Below are 23,529 nucleotides of genomic sequence, written 5' to 3'. Positions count from 1 at the left end.
CTCAGTCATGCTGCTGCAGGAAGTATCCAACACCGCGGCGTGTCACAATATATTCTGGGTGTGACGGATCATCCTCGATTTTTTCTCTTAAACGACGGATTGTCACATCGACAGTACGCACATCGCCGAAGTAATCATAGCCCCATACAGTTTGAAGTAAATGTTCACGTGTCATTACTTGTCCCATATGGTTAGCCAGATAATGGAAAAGTTCGAATTCACGATGTGTTAATTCAATATCTTTTCCGCGTTTCTTAATAGAGTATGCATCCGGATAAATCACAATACCTTTGATTGTAATTTCATTCGGCGCATTATTTGCTTCTTGTGCCGGCTGTGTATAACGACGGCGCAAGTTCGCTTTCACACGTGCAATCAATTCACGTGTACTGAACGGTTTTGTGACATAGTCGTCTGCGCCAAGTTCTAAACCAAGCACTTTATCAATTTCAGAGTCTTTCGCCGTTAACATAATAATCGGCATTTCATATTTTTTACGCACTTCGCGGCAGACTTCCATACCATCTCTGCCAGGAAGCATAATATCTAGAAGTACGATATCTGGTTCTTCATCATAAATTAAGTCGATTGCATCATTACCATCATACGCACAAAAGACTTCATAACCTTCTTTTTTCAAATTAAATTCTAGAATATCAGCAATAGGTTTTTCATCGTCTACTACAACTACTTTTCTCGCCATAATCCTAAACCTCATTTCTAATCATAATCGTACATGAATAATTTTATTTAGACATAAGTATCTATTATATAATTTACCATTTTTTACACGCCAATTCTATTTTTCATATCAAATTTATAGCGTAATCCACGACCTGATTTCCATATAAAACAATATTTTAAGAAGTCATTTATAATTTGAGGCGTTTCAAAAATGGGGGAATGTCTAAAAAAGAGAGGATTCATGTGTGTTCATGCTATTGTAGCACTTCTTTACTTTTTATACTAAAATCGTGTTTTGAATACTTTGTATCAGAAGTGTAAATAAAATAAAAGTTTCGCATTCTGTATTTACATTGCCTTTACCTAAAAAAGGCAAAATAAAAATGCCCACCCTATTGGGTGAGCATTATACGGTCTCGACGGGAATCGAACCCGCGATCTCCTGCGTGACAGGCAGGCGTGTTAACCGCTACACTACGAGACCTTAAATGGTGACTCCTACGGGACTCGAACCCGTGTTACCGCCGTGAAAGGGCGGTGTCTTAACCGCTTGACCAAGGAGCCGTTTTTTAAGCACAAGATAGATTATAGCACAGCTATTTTAAAAAAGACAAGCTTTTTCAAAGATTTTTTGTATAATTTTTACATAACCCATTTTAGGAGGTAAATTATGAATCAATCTACTACTTCTGGGGGTCATGCTAAGAAAGAAAAAAGATTGTCTCTCACACAAATCATCATTCGTATTCTTTTCTTAACTATCGGTTCAATGCTTACAGCCGTAGGACTTGAGCTCTTCTTAGTTCCAAATAAATTGTTAGATGGCGGGATTGTCGGTATCTCGATTATCTTATCTCATTTAACAGGATGGTCTCTTGGTATATTTATTTTCTTACTTAACTTGCCATTCTTCTTTTTAGGCTACAAGCAAATCGGTAAAACTTTTGCAGTGTCCACACTTTATGCAATTACAGTCATATCTGTAGGAACAATGTTATTAAGCGGTATTCCTGCAGTTGTCAAAGAACCGCTGCTTATTACTATCTTCGGGGGTGCCATTGTAGGTATCGGTGTCGGATTAGTAATACGTGCCAGGGGAAGTATGGATGGTACAGAAATCATGTCTATTCTTGTACATAACCGTCTGCCGTTTTCAGTCGGTGAAATCGTTATGATTTTCAACTTCTTTATTTTCGCAGTCGCAGGTTTTGTCTTTACATGGGAAAGTGCAATGTACAGTGTTGTTGCTTATTTCATTGCCTTTAAAATGATTGACTTGATCTTAGTCGGTTTAGATGAATCAAAAGCTGTATGGATTATCAGTGATGACTATAAAGAAATCGGAGAAGCCATTAACGACCGTTTAGGGCGTGGTGTGACATATTTGCATGCGGAAGGTGCTTATACCGGCGATCCGCGCAAAGTCGTCTTCACGGTCATTACACGTGTCGAAGAAGCCAAACTCAAAGAGGTTGTGCTTCAAATCGATCCTAAAGCCTTCTTATCCTTCGGTAATGTTTCTGAAGTACGCGGCGGTCATCACCGTAAGAAGAAAATCCATTAAAATATATGATTTCAAATCAAAAAAGATGCGATGCAAGAAGAAAATTCCTGTCTCGCATCTTTTTTAGTTCATACATTTATCATGCTTTGTTTTATCGTCTTACCATAATAGTTTCAACATGTTTGTTTGTGTACGGTCTGGACCTACAGAGAAGATTGAAATACCGACACCGCATAGTTCAGAAATACGTTCTAAGTAACGGCGTGCATTATCTGGAAGTTCTTCTAATGATTGAACACCTGTAATGTCTTCAGTCCAGCCTGGTAATTCTTCATAGATTGGTTTACAACGGTTTAATGCGTTCAAGTTTGCTGGGTATTCTGTGATTTCTTCGCCATCCAACTCATAAGCAACACAGATTTTAACTGTATCTAAACCAGTTAAAACGTCGATAGAGTTGATAGATAAATCTGTAATACCGCTCACACGACGAGAGTGGCGCAACACTACTGAGTCGAACCAGCCTACACGACGCGGACGTCCTGTAGTTGTACCGTATTCACGGCCGACTTCACGGATATGATGACCATCTTCATCGAATAATTCAGTTGGGAACGGACCATCGCCGACACGTGATGTATAAGCTTTGCATACACCGATAACTTTAGATACGAATGTAGGTCCGATGCCGCCGCCGACTGTTACGTTACCAGCAATCGGGTTGCTTGATGTAACAAATGGATATGTACCATGGTCGATATCCAGCATTACACCTTGTGCCCCTTCAAATAGAACACGTTCGTTTGCGACAATAGCATCATCTAATAATTTAGGTGTGTCTGTCACATATTCTTTTAATCTTTGACCAGCCGCATAGTACTCTTCGAAGATGTCTTCGAAAGCAGGTACTTCTTCATTGAACATACCTTTGAAGTAAGCAGCTTTGTATTCAAGATTAGCTTTTAATAATCTTTCAAATGTTTCTTTGTCTAATAAATCCGCCATACGGATTCCGATTCTTTGTGCTTTATCAACGTATGCTGGGCCGATACCTTTCTTAGTCGTACCGATTTTATTATCACCACGAAGACGTTCTTCATACTCATCTTGTAATAAGTGGTAAGGCAAAATGACCTGTGCACGATTTGAAATACGCAAATTATTTGTTGGAATACCGCGTTCGTTTAATGCGTCCAACTCTTTTAATAATGCAACGGGATCTACTACAACACCGTTACCAATAACAGAAAGTTTATCTTGATAGAAAATTCCTGACGGTACTAAGTGCAATTTATAAGTTTCCCCGCCGAATTTGATAGTATGTCCTGCGTTATTTCCGCCTGAAAAGCGTGTGATAACGTCCGCTTGTTCCGCTAAAAAGTCTGTGATTTTACCTTTACCTTCGTCTCCCCATTGTGTCCCAACAACTACGATTGATGACATAAGAGCACCTCCAAGTTATTCTCAATTAACCATTCAATATTCTATCAATTGTAAGCGTGTAATGCAAATAGAAAACGAACATTAAATATTACAGTTTTTTGGCAATCACATAAAAAGCATTTTTCATATAAAACACCCTTAATGCTTGTAACACCAATATTTCAACGAAGTTTCATCCATTTTTATTACACATACTTATTGACAAAACATACCTTTTAAACCGACTTAAAACCGTACATTAAACATAAACATCATTTTATTGTACGTAAAAATATTTTTTCGCACAAACTTCAATATACCAAATACCCATTAAAAAAAGACCAAAACACAAGTTTGGTCTTTCCTTTAATTACGGTATTGCAAAAGCAAATTACATCATATCTGCATGTGCATAATCTATATCCGTAAACTTATTATATTGTTTCATGAAGTGCAGTTTGACAGTACCGGTCGGGCCGTTACGCTGCTTCGCAATAATGACTTCTATCTCACCGTTATCATCATTGGTTACAGGTTCCATTCCGCCGTCGTCATCTTCTTCTCCATCTTCGCGATTATAGTAATCATCACGATATAAGAAAGCAACGATATCCGCATCTTGCTCAATCGAACCGGATTCACGAATATCACTCATCATCGGACGTTTATCTTGTCGCTGTTCTACACCACGAGATAACTGACTCAGTGCAATAACAGGACATTCTAACTCACGTGCAATAGCTTTAAGTGTTCTTGAAATCTCAGATACTTCTTGTTGGCGGTTATCTGACATACGAGAACCGCTTCCCATAATCAACTGCAAGTAGTCGATTACAATCATATCTAAACCATGCTCTTGTTTCAGTCTGCGGCATTTTGAACGCAAGTCTGTAATTCTGATACCCGGCGTATCATCAATAAAGATTTTCGTACGTGAAAGCTTTCCGACCGCAACTGTGAAACGGTTCCAGTCTTCTTCAGTCATCGTACCTGTACGCAAGCGGTTAGAGTCAACGTTGCCTGAGCTGCAGATCATACGTGTTGCAAGCTGGTCTGCACCCATCTCAAGCGAGAAGATACCTACCGTATAATTACTTTCATGTGTTGCGACTTTTTGTGCAATATTTAATGCGAAGGCAGTCTTACCTACAGAGGGACGTGCAGCCAATATGATTAAATCGTTGCGGTTAAAGCCTGCAGTCATTTGGTCTAAATCACGATAACCTGTAGGTATACCTGGTGTCTGACCACTGTTTTGGTCAAGTTCTTCAGCATTTTCATAAACTTGGCCTAAGACATCGCGGATGTCTTTAAAGCCTTCTGATTCTCTCGTTGAGGCAAGTTCTAAAATCTTACGCTCAGCATCGCTTAAGATATCATCAAGTTCAAGTTCTGAATCATAGCCGTCTTTTGCGATTTGATCAGCAACACGAATCAAATTACGTTTCGCGGCTAATTTATAGACAATTTCTCTATAGTATTCAATATTGCGTGTAGTCGGTACATTGCTTGCCAGTTCAGCAAGATATTGCGGTCCGCCCGCTTCGCTCAATGTCCCTTCTGATGTCAGCTGGTCCATCAAGGTTACGACATCAATTTCGCTGTTTTCCTCAGAGAGGTGCATCATCGCACGGAATATGTGTTGGTGAGCGCCTCTATAAAAGGACTCAGGAAGCAAGACTCCCTGAGTTTCCCCGATGAGCTGCGGATCAATAATAATGGCACCTAAGACAGATTGTTCAGCCTCATTGTTATGGGGCATCTGGTTTTGTTCATACATTCCATCCATTTTTGATTACACCTCTGATTATTTCCAAATCTTTCTTATTGTTCAACTGTGTGAACACGGATTGTACCTTCGACAGTTTTGTCTAATTTTACTGGTACATTTGTATAACCTAATGCATGGATACCATTAGGCAATTCCATTTTACGTTTATCAATTTTAATATCATGTTGTTTTTGTAGTGCTTGTGCAATTTGTTTAGTACTTACAGAACCGAATAATTTACCGCCTTCGCCTGATTTCGCAGTCACTTCTACTTCGATTTCTTCAAGGCGTTTTGCTAATGCTTTTGCATCTTCGATTTCTTGTTCTCTTTCTTGTTCAGCACGTTTGTTTTGCTGTTCTAATTGTTTTAAGTTGCCTGGTGTTGCTTCCACAGCAACATTTTTCTTGAATAAGAAGTTGTTTGCGTAACCTACTGGTACGTCTTTTACTTCGCCTTTCTTGCCTTTGCCTTTAACGTCTTGTGTAAAAATTACTTTCATTATCCTTCACTCCTACTGATTTGTTCATCTATGGCTTGTTGTAATTGTTCTACTGCTTCGTCTACTGTTACACCTTTAATTTGAGTTGCCGCATTTGTTAAATGTCCGCCGCCGCCCAATGCTTCCATTGTCAGCTGAACGTTGATAGAACCGAGTGAACGTGCAGAAATACCAACTAAGTCGTCTTCTCTGCGGGCAATCACATAAGATGCCTCTACACCGTCTAAACTTAACAACTCATCTGCAGCTTGTGCAACTGTAACAGGATGATAAATTTTATCATTAGAACCATGTGCAATCGCAATACCATTATCTTGCAATTTCACAGTTCGGATTAATTCTGAACGATTGATATACGTATCAATATCGTCTTTTAAGAAATGCTGCGTCAAGATCGTATCTGCACCATGTGCACGTAAATAACTTGCCGCATCGAATGTTCTTGAACCTGTACGCAATGTAAAGTTGCGTGTATCCACAATAATACCTGCATACATAATTGTAGATTCAAGTCTTGTCAGACGCTGTTCTGTCGGTTGGTATTCAAGCAGCTCTGTCACAAGTTCTGCTGTAGAGCTGGCATAAGGTTCCATGTATACCAATAACGGATGAGAGATAAAGCTTTCGCCGCGGCGATGGTGGTCGATGACCACTTTGCGGTTGGCTTTATTTAAGATGTTCTCATCTAAGACCATTTCAGGTTTGTGCGTATCGACAACTACTAATGTTGTTTTCGATGTCATAGTATCCCATGCTTCATCAGATGTGATAAAGCGGTCTTTCAATTCTGGTTTCTTATCGATTTCATCCATGACACGACGCAATGTCGGGTCAATATCTTCATCGTTTAAGACAACATAAGCATCTAAGTTGTTCATCATCGCAAAACGCGATACCCCGATTGCTGCACCGATAGCATCTAAATCAGGACGTTTGTGCCCCATGATGATGACTTTGTCGCCTTCCATTAAAATATCTTTCAACGCATGAGAGATAACGCGTGCACGTACACGTGTACGTTTCTCCATCGGGTCAGTCTTACCGCCATAGAAACGAACGTTGCCGTTAATATGTTTGATGGCTACTTGGTCGCCGCCGCGGCCTAATGCAAGGTCTAAACCTGATTGTGATAAATCCCCTAAATCAATCAAGTTCTCTGAGCCTTCGCCGACACCGATACTTAAAGTTAATTGGGCACGATAGCCCACACTTTTCTCACGCAGATTACGCAAGATATCAAAGTTCGACTCTTCTAATTGTGCTAAGATACGTCTGTTTAAATACGCAACGAATTGGTCTGAACTGTAACGTTTGAAATAAATGTCATATTCAGATGCCCAACGGCTGATAACACGTGTCACCATTGAGTTGATTTCAGAACGTTGTGTATCATTCATATTTTGTGTAATTTCATCGTAGTTATCTAAGAACAGCGTCGCAATAATCGGTTTCGATTCTTCATATAACTCATAAGTCTGTACTTCTTCTGTAATGTCGAAGAAATACAATACATGTTCATCTTCAGAATAACGAACGCGGTAATGATAACTGCCGTCTGTAATTTCGATTTCTTGTGTCTTTTCTAATTGCTTCAGAATGTTAGGATACACTTCATTTATCGGATCTGAGATAACATTGCGATCTAACCGATCAGACATGAAATGGTTCATCCATTCTACATCTTCGTTCTCATCAAGGACAATAATTCCGATTGGCAAGCTTTTAATCGCGATACTGTTTCCTGCTGAAATTTGTCCGCTCAAATCATCTACATAATTATCCAACCGTAAGAATGCATTGCGCAACGCAAATGCACTGATAATAATCATGACAATCAATACTGCCGAAGCAATACCTGCAATCAATTGATTAAAGATAAACCATACAACTACTAATGCGATTGCAGTCAGTACCATCAGCAAAAAAGGTATCATCAGTGCTTTCTTCGTGGATTGACGATTCATTCTATCACCTCAAATCATTTTTTGATAAATCTTTTCAGATTGAAACATAAATCTACAACACCTAAAAGGCCTACGATAGGTATGATAGGTGTAATTAAAAATCCGACAATCATTAATAATATACCCACTGCTGCCGGTAATCGTTTTACTTTAGCAAAGAATGCGATAAAACTTAATCCTTGAATGAACATAATAAACGATAAGATGACTTGCATATTTAAAACAATACTTTGGAATGTACCAGGTTGTGTTGCGAACATGACACACAACAGTACTACAAAGTAGATATATGCAATCACACGTTTAAAATGCCAAGCATACAGCGGTTTAAATACTGGGGTTGCTATTTTGAACTTACGTAATATCGGGAACGTAACAATTAAGTTAACCAAAATCATGATAAAAATGATAATGATAGCATAACTTGGTAATTGGACTGCTAATTGTCTAAAGCCTTCTTCAAATACACCGCGTGAAGAAGCGTCCAACCCGCTCATTGCCATTGCGTGATATAACTGATCTTTTAATGGCTTCACAAGTACTTGTGAAAGCGGCAGCTTTTCAAAGACTTGAAGCAGCATAAACGCTGCTAATGAAATAATACTCATATATGTAGTCGCGATATAGAGTATACGTTCTTTGGAAGTACGTTCTTTCAATAATTGGCCTACAACCAAGCTTAAGATCAAGATAAAGATGATATAGCTTAGTACCAATTGACTTCCGAAAAGAACAGCCAATACAACTGTAATCAACGCGGCAACACCGAATGACATAATAGACTTATGCCATAGAATTATCCCAGGCACCGTTGCAACGAAGAATAATATGATTCCGGCAACCGGTAAAAAATAGGTGACTGCAGCAACTATCAGCAAAGCTAATGTCGCTAGAAGCGTCGCCTTCAGGTCTATTTTTGCAAACAAATTCGCCACTCCTATACTTTAGTAACTATAAGAATTATTTTAACATAGTTGGCAAGAATCACCTACTTGATATCACTGGTATCCTATATGTTTTTAAGCCTGTCGGTCTTCTTTGATTCTCACTTTTTATTTTCATAACTGAGACATAGAATTCCCTAATGTTTCTATTGATTTTAAATGAGGTATAAATTAATAAAATACATATTTTTTAAATTCTTAAAGGAGGCGTTATATGTCAGCCGGTGCAATCATTACATATGTCATTGTACTACTTTTGTTAGTCGTTTCAGTTATCCTTTCTGTTCGAGAATCGAAGAAAGAAAAAGGATACATAAGCCAGAAAATGATAGTACTTTCTCTGAGTTTAAACGCAATTGCCTCACTTATTATTTTGATTTTCGGTATCATGCAATTGATGACAGGCGCTTAACATACTCTGTGCAAGGACAAAAATTTGTTAAATTTATATTAATTCACGAAAACGCTATCGAAATATGTTGCAAACCACGATATAATGAGTATGTCAAAGAAGATTTTATATTAAGAAGGAGCAGCGGAATATGCAGAAAGTTTTCTTAGCAGGAAGCAGCCTTGCGCTGTTTTTCACAAGCATATTATGTTTCGTATTGCATGCCTTGATTAGAATGAGTATCACTGGGTTTGTCTTTTTAAACGCTGGAAATTTTCTGATTCCATTAGGTTTTGCATTCGTTACACTGAGCATTATGGCATTGATCGCATTTCTATATGTCGATACTTCACAGCGTTCAGAAGCTCAAAAACAAAAGGTAAAAGGGTAGACTTCCGTTTGTCTGAAGTTAGACACCTTGATGTCTAACAAACCCTTTCAATACAGTATTTTTAATCTATTCTATTTCAATCGATTATCCTTAGAGGGTAGTCGGTTTTTTGCTTTTTATCAGGAAATAATGGTTTAGGAAATAAAAAATCGGACGCTATGTTGGTAAGGCATAGCGTCCATGTGGTAGGTAAATATATATATTGGAACGAGGTTGGATCATCTTAATTCATTTTCCAACTACTCGATGATCCCATTTATTTTGTTGCTGGGCCGATTTTTTCTTTTCCGCCCATAAATGGTACTAATGCTTTTGGAATCGTGATTGAACCATCCGCATTTTGGTAATTTTCAACAATCGCTGCAAATGTACGACCTACTGCTAATCCGCTTCCGTTCAATGTATGAACTAATTCAGGTTTAGCATCTTTGTCGCGTTTGAAACGAATGTTAGCACGACGTGCTTGGAAATCTGTCATGTTAGAACATGAGCTGATTTCTTTGTAGTCATCATAACTTGGAAGCCAAACTTCTAAGTCATATGTTTTACTTGAACTGAATCCTAAGTCGCCTGTACATAAGATGACACGACGATATGGTAATTCAAGTTCTTCTAAGATTGCTTCTGCGTTGCTTGTTAACTGTTCTAATGCATCCCAAGAATCTTCAGGTTTTTCAAAGCGTACCAACTCAACTTTATCGAATTGGTGCAAACGGATTAAACCACGTGTATCACGTCCGGCAGAACCCGCTTCGCTTCTGAAGCATGCTGACTGTGCAGTGAATTTACCTGGTAATTTATCTGCAGGTAAAACTTCTTCGCGGTAGAAGTTAGTTAAAGGTACTTCTGCTGTTGGAATCATGTAGAAGCCTTCTTTTTCAATTTTGAATAAGTCTTCTTCGAATTTTGGAAGTTGACCTGTACCATACATTGCATTTGCATTTACAAGTTGAGGTACCATCATTTCAGTATAGCCGTGCTGAGTTGTATGTTTTGTTAACATGTAGTTCATTAACGCACGTTCTAATTGTGCACCTTCATTTGTTAAGAAGACGAAACGTGCACCAGATACGCGTGCAGCACGTTCGAAATTAGCCATACCTAATTCTTCGACTAAATCCCAGTGTGCTTTTGCTTCGAAGTCGAATTCGCGTGGTGTACCCCATTTTTTAACTTCAATATTATCTTCATCAGTTTCGCCTTCAGGTACATCATCATGCATGATATTAGGGATTGTAGATAATCTATAATTCAACGCATCATCCACTTCATGTAATTCAGTATCAATATCTTTGATTTTATCGCCAAGTTCTCTCATTTCTTTAATAGCGTCATCCGCATTTTCTTTGTTGCGTTTTTTCTCAGCGATTTCACCGCTTACTCGGTTGCGTTCAGCTTTCATTTCTTCTGCTTTACCGATTAATTCACGACGTTTGCCATCAAGTTCTAATACTTCATCCACGATTTTCGGATCCATATTACGTAATCTTACTTTCTCTTTTAAGCGATCAGTTTCATTTCTAAACAATTTAATATCTAACATGTTTAAGTCATCCTTTCGAAATATGTGTAGGGGTATAATAATAAAAATTAATAATATTTTAGAGTAGCTTTAAAAAAAGATAAAAAAATACCACGCCCCTACAAGGGACGTGGTATACGTGTTGCCACCCTATTTAACAGTATGTATCAAAAATTGATGCACACTGCACTCTCACTAAAATAACGGTTAAAACCGGTTGTTCACTCATATGCAGGTAGATTCACCGCTAAGCCTTAATTGCTTATTCACACCAACCATAAGCTCTCTGAAATTATTACTTAGGACTACTTATCCTGCGAACAATGTTTTATTAACTTAACTTCACTATAGCAAATACTATTTTAAATTGCAACTCAAATATAAAATTTTTCTGAATTCAAGAAAAATTCATGTTATTTGCATTCTGCATCAGTATACGCAGCTTGCTGTAAATAACGCGAAACTTGCGTGATATCTTGATGGAATTGACGGTCTTCTGTAATAGAAGGCGTAATGTTTCTTAATGTCTCATATTTTTCACGCGAACGCGGCGATAATTGATCGATGCCTTTCAGTTCCACTGCTTGCAGCGCAATAATTAATTCGATTGAAAGCACTCTGCGCGTATTATCCACAATCTGATAACCATGTCTTGATCCGATTGTACCCATTGAAACATGATCTTCTTGGTTAGCTGATGATGGAATGGAATCAACACTTGCCGGATGTGCTAATGTTTTATTTTCTGAAACTAAACTTGCAGCCGCATATTGCATAATCATCGCACCGCTTTGCAATCCAGGTTCAGGACTTAAGAAAGCAGGCAAACCACCGTTTAATTGCGGATTAACTAAGCGTTCTAAGCGGCGTTCTGCGATATTGCCTAATTCGCTGACTGCTACTTTTAAGAAATCTAACGCATAAGCAACAGGCTGACCATGGAAGTTGCCGCCTGAAATCACTAAGGTTTCATCATCTTCATGGAAGATTAACGGATTATCATTAGCCGCATTCATTTCACGTTCCAATTGCTGTTTCACAAACTTCAATGTTTCAAAGCTGGCACCATGGACTTGCGGAATACAGCGTAATGTATACGCATCTTGAACTCGGATTTCACCTTGATGTGTAGTTAACTGAGAATCTTCTAACCAATACAGCATACGATCCGCTACTGCACTTTGTTCTGGGAAGTTGCGCACATCATGTACTTCTGGACGATAAGCATCTGTAATGCCGTTTAATGCTTGATGTGTCAGTGCCGCAATCCATTCAGATTGATATGCCAGGCTTTCCGCTTCAATACAGCTGATGACACCTTGTGCTGTCATTGCCTGCGTTCCATTAATCAAAGCTAATCCTTCTTTTGCGGAAAGTTCTAATGGTTGTCGTCCTAGCATTTCAAGTACATCTTTACTGTCTCTTTCTTCTTGCTGATAAAAGACCTTGCCTTCTCCGATTAATGCTAATGCAAGGTGAGATAACGGTGCTAGATCACCTGATGCACCTAACGAACCTTGTTGCGGAATAATCGGAATAATACGTTCATTGATGAAATAAATCAATTGATCTACTAAGTCAGTTGTTACACCTGAATGCCCTTTTAACATAGTATTCAGACGTAATACCATCATCACTAATGCCACATCATGCGAAAACGGATCCCCTGTTCCACAAGCATGGGAACGAATTAAGTTCACTTGTAATTGATTGTATTGCTCAGGGTCGATTAAGACATCGCTGAATAAGCCGAACCCTGTTGTAATACCATAAATCGTTTCTTTATTTTTAATGATTTCCTCCACAATAGCACGGCTCTGCTTTACACGTTCCATTGCTTCAGCTGAGATTGCTACCTTATCTTGCTGGTGTAAAAATGTCTTGATATCTTCAATTGTGAGCGATGCTCCGTTTAATTCTAATGTCAATTGAATTACCCCCTCAGTAAAATAAATGTATACAATTATCACAAGTATACGCTTACATTTTGGGTAGGACAATAGCTTTAGCGAAAGCCGTAGCGTGTTAATACGTCACTATTTTAACAAGCTAAAATACAGCTTTTGACTTCTTCATTACTTTCATGAGTTGAACATAGTCGTAAAGCCGATACTAGAAGCAGAAATGCAGATGATAGAAGACTGCTCATCCTTGTCATGACGCATGCTTACCGAATGTTAATAAATACTTAAATTATATGTATTGACTTACCCATTCGATAGGTATAGTATATTCTAATGCATTAAGAAATTAGTAAAAAATATGGACTAACAGGCTCATCTCATTGGATTGAGATGTGCTTAAATTTTATAAGCAACCATCAACACATCGAGAAACCTAAAGCTCCATTTATGAAGCTTAAGATTCAAAATTGATAGGGAATATGGAGGGATTATGGTGGAAATTTTAACAGATGTTACTATTCCAAAAAGACAAGATGAAACCCATAAAGGGGACTACGGCAAGATTCTTTTAATCGGCGGTAATGCGAATTTAGGCGGCGCAATTATTATGGCTGCTCGTTCATGTATATACAGCGGAAGCGGACTGATCACAGTCGCAACGCATCCGACTAACCATGCGGCACTGCATTCACGCTGTCCAGAAGCAATGGTTATTGATATCAACGATACAAAAATGTTAACGAAAATGATAGAAATCTCAGATAGTATTTTAATCGGACCTGGACTAGGCAGAGATTTCAAAGGTAATAACGCAATGACATTCTTACTCCAAAATATTCAACCGCATCAAAACTTGATTATTGACGGAGATGCAATTTCTATTATGAGTAAATTGAAAGTAGAGATTCCGGACTGCCGTAATATCGTATTCACACCTCACCAAATGGAATGGGAAAGATTGAGCGGTATTCCGATTGAAGAACAAACTTATGAACGTAATCGCGAAGCAGTTGATCAAATCGGCACAGCGGTAGTCTTAAAGCAGCATGGTACTGAAATCTATTTAAAAGATAAAACTTACAAATTAGAAATCGGCACACCTGCGATGGCAACAGGCGGTATGGGTGATACACTTTCTGGTATCATTACTAGCTTCATCGGCCAATTCGATGATTTCAACTATGCGGTTAAAGCAGGTACTTATGTACACAGTTATGTTGGCGAGTATTTATCTAAAGAAATGTATGTAGTACCGCCATCAAACTTAATAGCGGAAATTCCATATGCGATGAAACGTTTAGAAGAAAAAGAAGATTAAACTTAATGAATTTATAGTAATAAAAAAGCTTTCTGCTTAACCGATGGGTTTTGCAGAAAGCTTTTACTTTATCTATTCACTTAAATTATTCTTCTTCGTTATCTTCATCTTCTGAATCCGCATTTTCAATATCTTCATTCACGCGATCCATGAAGTCTTGTCTTACTTCTTTTCTTTCGCCGTCTTCATCTTCAGTTTCATCGACAACTTCTGTATGAATTGTACGGTCGTCATCGTCTGATTCAATCACTTGTTCTTCGACTGTCGGTGTCGGTTCGTCTTCTCCAGGAAGTGCACCGCTGTCAGAAGTACCTTCTAATTCATCTTCTGGTTCTTCTTGAACTTTTGCGACAGTAGATACAAATTGATCTTCGCCTAGACGAATCAATCTGACACCTTGTGCTGAACGTCCGTTTTGAGAAATATCGCTGACATCGATTCTGATAATGACACCATGATCTGTCACAATCATCAAGTCTTCTTCGCCAGTTACGGTAGTGATACAAACGATATCACCGTTTTTCTCTGTGATTGTCGCTGTTTTAATACCTTTACCGCCGCGATTAGAAAGACGGTATTCACCAATCGGTGTACGTTTACCGTAACCATTTTCAGTGACTACAAGCACTTCATCTTCACTATCGCCATTCGCAACTGCAAGTCCCACAACAAAGTCGCCTTCACGTAATGAGATACCTTTTACGCCTGCTGCTGTACGGCCGAGTGGTCTTAAGAGTGATTCTCTGAAGCGGATGAGCGATGCACGAGAAGTACCTAATAATACATCTTTTGTGCCGTCTGTTAGACGTACCGCAACAAGTTCGTCTTCATCTCTGAAGTTGATTGCGATTTTACCGTTTCTGTTAATGTGCGAGAAGTTGCTTAATGATGAACGTTTCACAATACCGTTTTTCGTTGCGAAAACAAGATAAGCATCTTCTTTTTCTAGGTCTTTCACCGCAATCATCGTACTGATGGATTCATCATTTTCTAACTCAATTGCGTTGATTACAGGGATACCTTTAGACTGACGTGAGAGTTCCGGCACCTCATAACCTTTGAGTTTGTAGACACGGCCTTGGTTTGTAAAGAACAATACATGGTCATGGGTACTCATCGTAACAATCTGACTGACAAAGTCTTCATCCAGCATGTTCATACCTTGTATACCGCGTCCGCCACGATTTTGCGAACGGTACGTTGAAACCGGTAAACGTTTGATGTAGTTGTTATGACTTAATGTAATAACGATTTGTTCTTCTGGAATCAAGTCTTCATCTTCGATTTGATCAAGACCGCCAAGTTGAATTTCAGTACGGCGTTCATCACCGAAGCGTTCTCTGACATCAATTAATTCATCACGTACTAATTGCAATAATTTTTCTTCGTCCGCAAGGATTTCTCTCAACTCTTCAATATAAGCAATCAAATCGTTATATTCAGATTCGATTTTGTCTCTTTCTAAACCTGTTAAACGTCTTAAACGCATGTCCAAGATAGCTTGTGCTTGGCGTTCAGAAAGTTCGAAGCGTTCTTGCAAACGTTCCATTGCGACTTTATCTGTTTCTGATTCACGGATTGTCGTAATAATCTCATCGATATGGTCTAAGGCAATTCTTAAACCTTCTAAGATATGTGCACGATCTTCGGCTTTTTTCAAATTGTATTCTGTACGTCTGCGTACAACTACTTTTTGGTGTTCTAAGTATTCAACTAGCGCTTCTTTAAAATTGATTAATTTCGGTCTGCCGTTGATTAATGCAATCATATTCACACCAAATGAAGTTTGCAGCGGTGTTTGTTTATATAAGTTATTCAAGATAACACTTGCGTTGGCATCTTTTCGAATATCAATAACTACTCTGACACCTGTACGCAAACTTGTTTCGTCACGCAAGTCTGTAATACCGTCTATTCGTTTATCACGTGCTAATTCTGCTATCTTTTCAATCATACGTGCTTTATTGACTTGGAACGGGATTTCAGTCACAACGATACGTTGGCGACCGCCGCCGCGTTCTTCGATTTCAGCACGTGCACGCATTTGAATAGAACCGCGTCCTGTTTCATATGCACGGCGAATACCGCTCTTGCCTAGGATTAAACCTGCAGTCGGGAAGTCAGGACCTGTAATATCTTCCATCAATTCCGCAATTGTAATATCAGGATTGTGGCTTAGGCTTAAAATACCATTGATGACCTCTGTCATATTGTGCGGCGGAATGTTTGTTGCCATACCTACTGCAATCCCTGAAGCACCATTTACTAAGAGGTTCGGGAAACGTGCCGGTAAGACTTCCGGCTCTCTTTCTGTCCCGTCATAGTTATCAATGAAGTTGATTGTATCTTTATTGATATCTCTTAATAGTTCTGTAGAAAGTTTCGTCATACGTGCTTCGGTATAACGCATTGCAGCTGCACCATCGCCATCCATTGAACCAAAGTTGCCTTGACCGTCAACAAGAGGATAACGATAGCTGAAATCCTGAGCCATACGCACCATAGCCTCATAGATAGATGAGTCCCCGTGAGGGTGGTATTTACCCATTACGTCACCTACGATACGTGCGGATTTCTTATACGGTTTATCAGGCGTCATTCCTTGTTCGTTCAAACCGTATAATATACGACGATGTACCGGTTTCAAACCATCTCTGACGTCTGGCAAAGCACGAGATACGATAACACTCATCGCATAGTCTAAGAACGATTCACGCATCTCGTTACTAATATTTCGTTCAATTATTCTTGATTCAGGATATTCAGCCATCAAGATTGCCTCCTTAAGTTATTAATTCCGTAGCTGTTGCAGTGATACATACTTTTAAGATTAGAAATCCAAGTTTGCATAGACTGCATTGTCTTCGATAAATTGACGGCGGTTTTCAACGACATCGCCCATCAGCATTTCGAATGTCATATCCGCTTCAATCGCATCATCCAATGTTACTTGAAGCATTGAGCGGTGTTCAGGGTTCATTGTAGTTTCCCATAATTGATCGGCATCCATTTCCCCTAAACCTTTGTAACGAGAAATTGACCATTTCGGTGTCGGTTTCAATTCTGATTTTAATTTCTCTAATTCACGTTCGTTAAAGACATAATACTTTTGTTTGCCTTGCGTTAATTTGAATAACGGCGGTTGTGCAATATATACATATCCCGCTTCAATCAACGGACGCATGAAACGGTAGAAGAATGTCAATAACAACGTTCTGATATGCGCACCGTCCACATCGGCATCTGTCATAATAACGATTTTATGATAGCGCGCTTTCGTAATATCGAATTCTCCGCCGATACCTGTACCGAATGCTGTAATCATGGCACGGATTTCGTTATTGTTTAAGATTCTGTCTAAGCGTGATTTTTCAACGTTCAAAATCTTGCCTCGTAATGGCAGAATCGCTTGTGTTCTAGAGTCTCGGCCTAATTTTGTAGACCCTCCGGCAGAGTCGCCTTCGACTATGAAGATTTCACTTTCGTCCGGGTTCTTGCTTGAACAGTCTGCTAATTTACCAGGTAAGCTGGACACTTCAAGTGCTGATTTTCTGCGTGTTACTTCACGCGCTTTTTTAGCTGCGATACGGGCACGAGATGCCATAATGCCTTTCTCCACGATAATACGAGCTACTTGAGGGTTTTCCATCAAGAAACGCTCCATATCTTCTGTGAAGAGTCTGTCTACAATCTGGCGTACTTCCGTATTGCCTAATTTTGTTTTCGTTTGTCCTTCGAATTGAGGATTACTGTGTTTGATAGACACAATTGCTGTTAAACCTTCACGTGTATCTTCACCAGATAAACGCTCTTTATCCTCTTTGATAATACCTTGTTTTGTACCATAGCTGTTCAATATACGTGTCAACGCACGTTTGAATCCATCTTCGTGCGTACCGCCTTCATACGTATGAATGTTGTTGGCATAAGATAATAAGTTTGTCGCAAAGCCTTTGTTGTACTGCAATGCGATTTCGACTTCTACGTCATCTTTGCGGTCATGAAGATAAACAGGCTCATCAAATAACGGTTCTTTGTTTTCGTTGATTAATTCAACGTAAGATTTAATACCGCCTTCATAGTGATAAGAATCTTCTCTTACCTCTTCTTCGCGTTCATCGCGTAATGTAATCTGAATGCCTTTGTTTAAGAAAGCTAATTCACGAATACGTTTTTGAAGGATTTCATACTGATACTCAGTTGTTTCAGTGAAAATCTCAGGGTCCGCTTTAAAACGGATCACTGTACCTGTACCTTCCGCTTCTCCTACAACTTTCAAGTCGTATTGCGGAATACCGCGTTTATAAGCTTGGTTATACACTTTATCATTACGGTGTACATAAACTTCTAAAGTTTCTGAAAGTGCGTTAACTACAGAAGAGCCTACACCATGCAAACCGCCTGATACTTTATATCCGCCGCCGCCGAATTTACCTCCGGCATGCAAAACAGTTAAAATAACTTCAACTGCAGGACGGCCCATTTTTTCTTGAATATCTACTGGAATGCCGCGACCGTTATCTTCTACGCGAATCCAGTTGTCTTTTTCGATAACGACATCGATTCTATCAGCATAGCCAGCTAATGCTTCGTCAATACTATTATCTACAATTTCCCATACGAGATGGTGCAGACCTCTTTCTGAAGTAGATCCGATATACATACCCGGACGTTTACGAACGGCTTCAAGCCCTTCTAATACCTGTATTTGTCCAGCACCATAATCTTCCGTGTTGTTCACATCTGACAATGCTTCCACCTTCACTTTCTATCACTTGATAATTTCACCTTGGTTTATTCGGTAAAGTTTTGCATGTTTCATAATTTCATGATCAATACCTTCTACAGACGTTGTTGTCACAAAGGTCTGTACCTTATCTTGAATTGTACTCAGCAGGTGAGTCTGACGGGAGTCATCTAATTCACTCAGCACATCATCAAGCAATAAGATAGGGTATTCGCCGACTTCTTTGTTGATCAGTTCAATCTCAGCCAGCTTGATTGATAATGCAGATGTACGCTGCTGTCCTTGCGAACCATACGTTTGTGCGTCCATCCCATTTACGTTGAAACCTAAATCATCACGATGCGGGCCGTAGAGTGCCACACCGCGTTCTATCTCTCTGTCCATATTATCTGCCAGCAGTTGAAGTACCTCTTCGAACAACGCTGCTTCATCCTCAGTATCAGACAGCTTCAAGCTTGGACGGTAATTGACCTCTAAAGATTCTTTGTCGTCAGTAATACTGGCATGAATCGGTTGTGCGAGTGTTTCCAATTCTGCAATGAAATGGGCACGTTTAAGTGTCACTTTCAAAGCATATTGCGCAAATTGCTGATTCAAGACTTCAATCATGGTACGATCCGTCTTTTGTTTCGTTTGCAATTGCTTTAAATAATTATTTTTTTGTTTCAAAATACGCTGGTACTGGGATAAGTCGTTGAGGTACACCGCAGACATCTGACCCAGCTCCATATCGATAAAGCGGCGTCTGACTTGCGGAGATCCTTTGACGATATTCAGGTCCTCTGGGGCAAAAAGAACAACATTCAAGTGTCCGATATACTGTGTCAGACGATGTTGTTCCAAGTGGTTGACTTTAACCTTTTTGCCTTTTTTAGTTATAAACATCGTAAGCGGCATCTTGCCATGTCTATAACTCAGCTCACCCTCTATTTTAGCATACTCAGCACCAAAACGAATAAGCTCTTTATCATTAGCTGTTCGATGACTTTTAGCTAATGCAAGTGTGTAAATAGATTCTAATAAATTGGTTTTGCCTTGCGCATTTTCACCAATCAAAATGTTTACATCAGGATGGCAATCTAATGCGACTGCTTCGTAATTGCGGTAATTTTCAAGCTGGAGTGCATTTAATTTCATTGGTCACCTTGATGTGCTATTACAAAAGAACCCACTTCAGGTATTTCAATTTGATCGCCATCTTCAAGTTTCTTTCCGCGACGCGTTTCTCTTTCGCCGTTCAAGAAAACTTCGAAATCTTTTAAAAACCATTTTGCCTGTCCGCCTGATTCGATAATGCCTTCGGTTTTCAGGAATTGTCCTAAAGTAATGTCACCTTCAACCATGATTTTTTCAGTCAACACACTCACTCCATTTCTTTGTAAGGTCATTAATATATTATACCTTTTTTTGTAATAAATTTCATGTGTTACAGGTTGATTTCTAGGCTTATCTCAATAAAATTTCAGCTGTTTTTCAAAAACTTGATTTTTTTACCTCACTATTGCTCATTTTTTGCATTTTAAAAGGTGACATTGAAAAATTTTGTTGTCCCGATATTTTTATCCAAATCATTTTTAAAGTTCACTGTGCGACATCTGAGGGCCTTTAAAATTGATTTAAACTCCATATTTCATTTTCAACACGAAAAAACGGAAACCCTGCAAAAAGGATTTCCGTTTTTTACGTGAATGTCACTGTTTATTTTCGGACTAGTAAGTTCTGATTGGAAGAATTAATTGAACTACTGAATCGTCATCTTTAGGTTTTAAAGTGAAAGGTTTCATGGTACCGAAGAATTCTACTTCAACTTCGTCGTTATCGATTGCTTTTAATGCGTCCATCATGTATTTAGAGTTGAATGAAATCTTCAAGCTGCTGCCTTCAACATTATTTGCGTCTACATCTTCTTTAACCGTACCGATTTCAGGTGATGTAGAAGAAAGTTCAACTTCTTGATTGCCTGTGCTTAGTTTGATGACATTATTGCCGCCTTCGCGTGCAAGCAATGAAGCACGATCAATTGCGTGATAGAAGTCGCTGTTGCTCATTTCAATTTTTGTTTCATAGTTTTCAGGGAACAAGCGAGAAGTATCAGGATAATGTCCTTCAAGCAATCTTGAAATGAAATTAATGTGTCCGACTTTAAATAACACTTGGTTTGAAGCAAAGAAGATATTGATGTCATCTTCTGAGTCCGTTACGATTTTGTTTAATTCAGCTAAAGCTTTACCAGGAATGATGACATTTTTATTTTCGATGTCCTCATCTTCTAATTTTAATTTTCTTACAGCCAAACGGTGCGAGTCTGTCGCAGTGCATATTAATTCATTATCTTGAATCAACCAGTTCACACCAGTTAAAACTGGCCGTGTTTCTGAGGTGGACACTGCGAAGTTTGTTTGCGCGATGACATTTTTTAAGACTTTGATTGGTAATTGAATTGCATCATCTTGAGAAACTTGCGGCAGCAATGGATATTGATCTGGGTCTAAGCCGCTTAAGTTAAACTCTGAATGACCCGATGTAATTAAAGTTTGGAACTGTTCGTTTGTTGATAACTTAACATCTTTGCCTGGTAATTTTTTAATAATATCTACAAAGAAACGACCAGGAAGTACGACTGATCCTGTTTCTGAAATTGTGACAATCTCTTCTCCGTCGACTTCTTTAGGGATTGAAATTTCAATTGAAATCTCTGAATCTGAACCAGTCAAAATGATACCTTCTTCTTTCGCATCGATTTTGATACCAGTTAAGATAGGCAATGTTGTTCTTGGTGAAATTGCTTTTAGCGTGTCATTTAATTGATTTATGAAATAGTCTCTTTTAATCGTGAATTCCATCATAAATTTTAAACTCCTTCCAGTCGTTTATAAATTAATTATATAGGTTTTAAAACCGTAGTAATAGTAGTAGGGGCTGTGGATAAGTGGATAATCCTGTAAAAACCTTGCTGTGAGAAGTTATACACATGTGGATAATCTGTGTATGATGTGTACAACTTCTGCACATTGTCCACAATCACCTTTTTATCTCTGTAGTATAACAGCTCGGTTGTCTCACTTAATTTTACCCTGATCTGCTAGTAAATTTCTAAAATGTTTACTGATTTCGAATTTCTTTTTCCAGATTTTCTACTTCTTGCTTGAATAATGTATCTTTTTCCATATCTTCACGAATAGTTCTGTGCGCATGAATCACTGTTGTATGATCGCGGCCGCCGAATTCTTCTCCGATTTTCGGTAGTGAGAAATCAGTCAGTTCGCGAGAAAGATACATTGCGATTTGACGCGGATAGGCGATGGATTTTGTACGTTTTTTCGCAATAAAATCTTCAAGTCGCACGTTGTAGTATTGTCCAACCACTTTTTGAATATCCTGGATTGTTATTTTCTTAGATTTCGGTGTTTGAATAATATCTTTAAGTGCTTCTGCAGTGAGTTCAGTTGTAATCGGTTCGCCTTGTAATCTGGAATAGGCGATAACACGAGTTAAGGCACCTTCTAATTCACGGATGTTGGATTGGATTTGGTTTGCGATATAAGTTAAAGATTCTAACGGAATATCGACATCTTCTTCTTCTAACTTTTTCTGCAGAATTGCCATACGTGTTTCGTAATCAGGCGGCGTGATATCAACGATCAAGCCCCATTCGAAACGAGAGCGCAAACGATCTTCTAATTTTGAAATTTCTTTAGGAGGTCGGTCGCTTGAGATGACAATTTGTTTTTCAGCTTGATGTAATTCATTGAAAGTATGGAAGAATTCTTCTTGTGTCTGCTCTTTGTTTTGGATGAATTGAATATCGTCAATCAGCAGCACATCGATATTTCTGTATTTTTCTCTGAATCTTTCTGTTTCATTATCTCGGATTGATTTAATGAATTCATTTGTAAACTTCTCGCTGGATGTATAGATGACTTTCGCATCTTTATTATTTTGCAAGACGTAATGCCCGATTGCGTGCATTAAATGTGTCTTTCCTAAACCAACGCCTCCGTAGATGAACAACGGGTTATAAGCTTTTGCGGGTGCTTCCGCTACTGCCAAACTTGCTGCGTGCGGGAAGCGGTTCCCAGGTCCGATAACGAAAGTTTCAAATGTATTATGCGCATTGAATTGGTCTTCGCTGCTGTTTTGGAAGCTTGGTATTTCGGCTTCTTTTTCATTATTTTGTTCTTTCACATCAGTTTTAAGTTGTGCATCAGCTGTCAGATCATTTTGAATGACAAATCTTGGCTTAAGCGGCGTCCCAATCGCATTTTCGAATAATTTTTCAACAATACCGGTATATTGTTTTTTCAAAAATTCTTTGATAAATCCATCATTCACTAAAATAATGGCCTCAGAATCTTCGATTCCTACCAATTTTGTTTTTGGCGGCTCAAACCAAGTGTTATAACTTACTTCTGTCAATTCGTCTTTAGCTAATTCAAGAACTTTTCCCCAAATTTCTTTTTTTGACAT

At 38.7% G+C, this 23,529-nt stretch carries 18 protein-coding genes, 2 tRNA genes and 1 other annotated feature; of the genes, 4 read left to right on the top strand and 16 right to left on the bottom strand.

All coding sequences use genetic code 11. The annotated features are described in order from the left end of the window. Position 1: 1 nt before the first annotated feature. The 3 genes from yycF to MUA90_RS00090 all read right to left on the bottom strand — a co-directional run bounded on the left by yycF (position 2) and on the right by MUA90_RS00090 (position 1,248). Positions 2–703, bottom strand: coding sequence for a response regulator YycF (gene yycF / locus MUA90_RS00100; protein WP_262587506.1), 702 nt, complete (start codon positions 701–703; stop codon positions 2–4). A gap of 392 nt (positions 704–1,095) precedes the next feature. Continuing rightward, positions 1,096–1,168 (bottom strand) — tRNA-Asp (locus tag MUA90_RS00095). Between the two features lie 5 nt (positions 1,169–1,173). Continuing rightward, a tRNA-Glu gene (locus MUA90_RS00090) sits at positions 1,174–1,248 on the bottom strand. Between the two features lie 106 nt (positions 1,249–1,354). On the opposite strand from MUA90_RS00090, the gene MUA90_RS00085 reads away from it, so the two are divergent. Continuing rightward, positions 1,355–2,248, top strand: coding sequence for a YitT family protein (locus MUA90_RS00085; RefSeq protein WP_262587504.1), 894 nt, complete (start codon positions 1,355–1,357; stop codon positions 2,246–2,248). A 99-nt stretch (positions 2,249–2,347) separates the two neighbouring features. Here MUA90_RS00085 and MUA90_RS00080 read toward each other — a convergent pair whose 3' ends face one another. From MUA90_RS00080 to MUA90_RS00060, 5 genes are all read right to left on the bottom strand, one after another. After that, the gene (locus MUA90_RS00080; RefSeq protein WP_262587500.1) at positions 2,348–3,631 is read right to left on the bottom strand and encodes an adenylosuccinate synthase; all 1,284 of its coding nucleotides are present in this window, start codon (positions 3,629–3,631) and stop codon (positions 2,348–2,350) included. 370 nt (positions 3,632–4,001) lie between these two features. Next, a complete protein-coding gene (gene dnaB / locus MUA90_RS00075; protein WP_114604116.1) occupies positions 4,002–5,399 on the bottom strand; it encodes a replicative DNA helicase in 1,398 nt (465 codons plus the stop codon). Between the two features lie 35 nt (positions 5,400–5,434). After that, positions 5,435–5,881 (bottom strand): 50S ribosomal protein L9, encoded by a 447-nt coding sequence (gene rplI / locus MUA90_RS00070; RefSeq protein WP_105994055.1) that lies wholly within the window; start codon positions 5,879–5,881, stop codon positions 5,435–5,437. Then, positions 5,881–7,845 (bottom strand): DHH family phosphoesterase, encoded by a 1,965-nt coding sequence (locus MUA90_RS00065; RefSeq protein ID WP_262587497.1) that lies wholly within the window; start codon positions 7,843–7,845, stop codon positions 5,881–5,883. Before MUA90_RS00065 ends, rplI begins: the two co-directional genes overlap by 1 nt. A gap of 14 nt (positions 7,846–7,859) precedes the next feature. Beyond that, positions 7,860–8,786 carry a DUF2232 domain-containing protein gene (locus MUA90_RS00060; RefSeq protein ID WP_262588768.1) on the bottom strand — a complete coding sequence of 309 codons (927 nt, stop codon included), beginning with the start codon at positions 8,784–8,786 and terminating at the stop codon, positions 7,860–7,862. 217 nt (positions 8,787–9,003) lie between these two features. On the opposite strand from MUA90_RS00060, the gene MUA90_RS00055 reads away from it, so the two are divergent. Together MUA90_RS00055 and MUA90_RS00050 are read left to right on the top strand one after the other, a co-directional pair. Continuing rightward, positions 9,004–9,201 (top strand): hypothetical protein, encoded by a 198-nt coding sequence (locus tag MUA90_RS00055; RefSeq protein WP_262587495.1) that lies wholly within the window; start codon positions 9,004–9,006, stop codon positions 9,199–9,201. Positions 9,202–9,331: 130 nt separating this feature from the next. Next, positions 9,332–9,571, top strand: coding sequence for a hypothetical protein (locus tag MUA90_RS00050; protein WP_105994059.1), 240 nt, complete (start codon positions 9,332–9,334; stop codon positions 9,569–9,571). Between the two features lie 256 nt (positions 9,572–9,827). On the opposite strand, the gene serS is transcribed toward MUA90_RS00050, so the two are convergent. Both serS and hutH read right to left on the bottom strand, forming a co-directional pair. Next, entirely contained in the window at positions 9,828–11,114 is a 1,287-nt protein-coding gene (serS, locus tag MUA90_RS00045) for a serine--tRNA ligase (protein ID WP_262587490.1), read from the bottom strand. Between the two features lie 100 nt (positions 11,115–11,214). Further along, positions 11,215–11,424 (bottom strand) — a binding site (T-box leader). Between the two features lie 82 nt (positions 11,425–11,506). Continuing rightward, positions 11,507–13,021, bottom strand: coding sequence for a histidine ammonia-lyase (gene hutH, locus MUA90_RS00040; protein ID WP_105994061.1), 1,515 nt, complete (start codon positions 13,019–13,021; stop codon positions 11,507–11,509). 469 nt (positions 13,022–13,490) lie between these two features. On the opposite strand from hutH, the gene MUA90_RS00035 reads away from it, so the two are divergent. Further along, positions 13,491–14,315, top strand: a complete 825-nt coding sequence (locus tag MUA90_RS00035) for an NAD(P)H-hydrate dehydratase (protein ID WP_262587486.1) — start codon at positions 13,491–13,493, stop codon at positions 14,313–14,315. An 85-nt stretch (positions 14,316–14,400) separates the two neighbouring features. Here the strand turns inward: MUA90_RS00035 and gyrA are convergent, their stop codons facing one another. The 6 genes from gyrA to dnaA all read right to left on the bottom strand — a co-directional run bounded on the left by gyrA (position 14,401) and on the right by dnaA (position 23,529). Further along, entirely contained in the window at positions 14,401–17,085 is a 2,685-nt protein-coding gene (gene gyrA, locus MUA90_RS00030) for a DNA gyrase subunit A (RefSeq protein WP_262587485.1), read from the bottom strand. 60 nt (positions 17,086–17,145) lie between these two features. Continuing rightward, on the bottom strand, positions 17,146–19,074 hold the full coding sequence (gyrB, locus tag MUA90_RS00025) for a DNA topoisomerase (ATP-hydrolyzing) subunit B (protein ID WP_262587483.1): 1,929 nt from the start codon (positions 19,072–19,074) through the stop codon (positions 17,146–17,148). A gap of 12 nt (positions 19,075–19,086) precedes the next feature. Next, entirely contained in the window at positions 19,087–20,199 is a 1,113-nt protein-coding gene (recF, locus tag MUA90_RS00020) for a DNA replication/repair protein RecF (RefSeq protein ID WP_262587482.1), read from the bottom strand. Beyond that, positions 20,196–20,405 (bottom strand): S4 domain-containing protein YaaA, encoded by a 210-nt coding sequence (yaaA, locus tag MUA90_RS00015; RefSeq protein WP_199790672.1) that lies wholly within the window; start codon positions 20,403–20,405, stop codon positions 20,196–20,198. Before yaaA ends, recF begins: the two co-directional genes overlap by 4 nt. Positions 20,406–20,771: 366 nt before the next feature. Beyond that, entirely contained in the window at positions 20,772–21,908 is a 1,137-nt protein-coding gene (dnaN, locus tag MUA90_RS00010) for a DNA polymerase III subunit beta (protein ID WP_105994065.1), read from the bottom strand. 256 nt (positions 21,909–22,164) lie between these two features. Further along, on the bottom strand, positions 22,165–23,529 hold the full coding sequence (gene dnaA, locus MUA90_RS00005; RefSeq protein WP_262587479.1) for a chromosomal replication initiator protein DnaA: 1,365 nt from the start codon (positions 23,527–23,529) through the stop codon (positions 22,165–22,167).

Source organism: Staphylococcus sp. IVB6181 (genome assembly GCF_025561445.1).
GTDB classification, from domain to species: Bacteria; Bacillota; Bacilli; order Staphylococcales; family Staphylococcaceae; genus Staphylococcus; species Staphylococcus simulans_B.
The sequence above is the reverse complement of the archived record's forward strand: the minus strand, read 5'-3'. Positions and strand labels throughout refer to the sequence as shown.

What these genes read in the sequence shown, in the direction of transcription:
- dnaN (WP_105994065.1), bottom strand. Translation starts at nt 21,908, where the DNA reads ATGATGGAATTCACGATTAAAAGAGACTATTTCATAAATCAATTAAAT.
- gyrA (WP_262587485.1), bottom strand. Translation starts at nt 17,085, where the DNA reads ATGGCTGAATATCCTGAATCAAGAATAATTGAACGAAATATTAGTAAC.
- MUA90_RS00080 (WP_262587500.1), bottom strand. Translation starts at nt 3,631, where the DNA reads ATGTCATCAATCGTAGTTGTTGGGACACAATGGGGAGACGAAGGTAAA.
- rplI (WP_105994055.1), bottom strand. Translation starts at nt 5,881, where the DNA reads ATGAAAGTAATTTTTACACAAGACGTTAAAGGCAAAGGCAAGAAAGGC.
- yaaA (WP_199790672.1), bottom strand. Translation starts at nt 20,405, where the DNA reads ATGGTTGAAGGTGACATTACTTTAGGACAATTCCTGAAAACCGAAGGC.
- MUA90_RS00050 (WP_105994059.1), top strand. Translation starts at nt 9,332, where the DNA reads ATGCAGAAAGTTTTCTTAGCAGGAAGCAGCCTTGCGCTGTTTTTCACA.
- dnaB (WP_114604116.1), bottom strand. Translation starts at nt 5,399, where the DNA reads ATGGATGGAATGTATGAACAAAACCAGATGCCCCATAACAATGAGGCT.
- dnaA (WP_262587479.1), bottom strand. Translation starts at nt 23,529, where the DNA reads ATGTCAAAAAAAGAAATTTGGGGAAAAGTTCTTGAATTAGCTAAAGAC.
- serS (WP_262587490.1), bottom strand. Translation starts at nt 11,114, where the DNA reads ATGTTAGATATTAAATTGTTTAGAAATGAAACTGATCGCTTAAAAGAG.
- MUA90_RS00085 (WP_262587504.1), top strand. Translation starts at nt 1,355, where the DNA reads ATGAATCAATCTACTACTTCTGGGGGTCATGCTAAGAAAGAAAAAAGA.
- yycF (WP_262587506.1), bottom strand. Translation starts at nt 703, where the DNA reads ATGGCGAGAAAAGTAGTTGTAGTAGACGATGAAAAACCTATTGCTGAT.
- recF (WP_262587482.1), bottom strand. Translation starts at nt 20,199, where the DNA reads ATGAAATTAAATGCACTCCAGCTTGAAAATTACCGCAATTACGAAGCA.
- MUA90_RS00065 (WP_262587497.1), bottom strand. Translation starts at nt 7,845, where the DNA reads ATGAATCGTCAATCCACGAAGAAAGCACTGATGATACCTTTTTTGCTG.
- MUA90_RS00055 (WP_262587495.1), top strand. Translation starts at nt 9,004, where the DNA reads ATGTCAGCCGGTGCAATCATTACATATGTCATTGTACTACTTTTGTTA.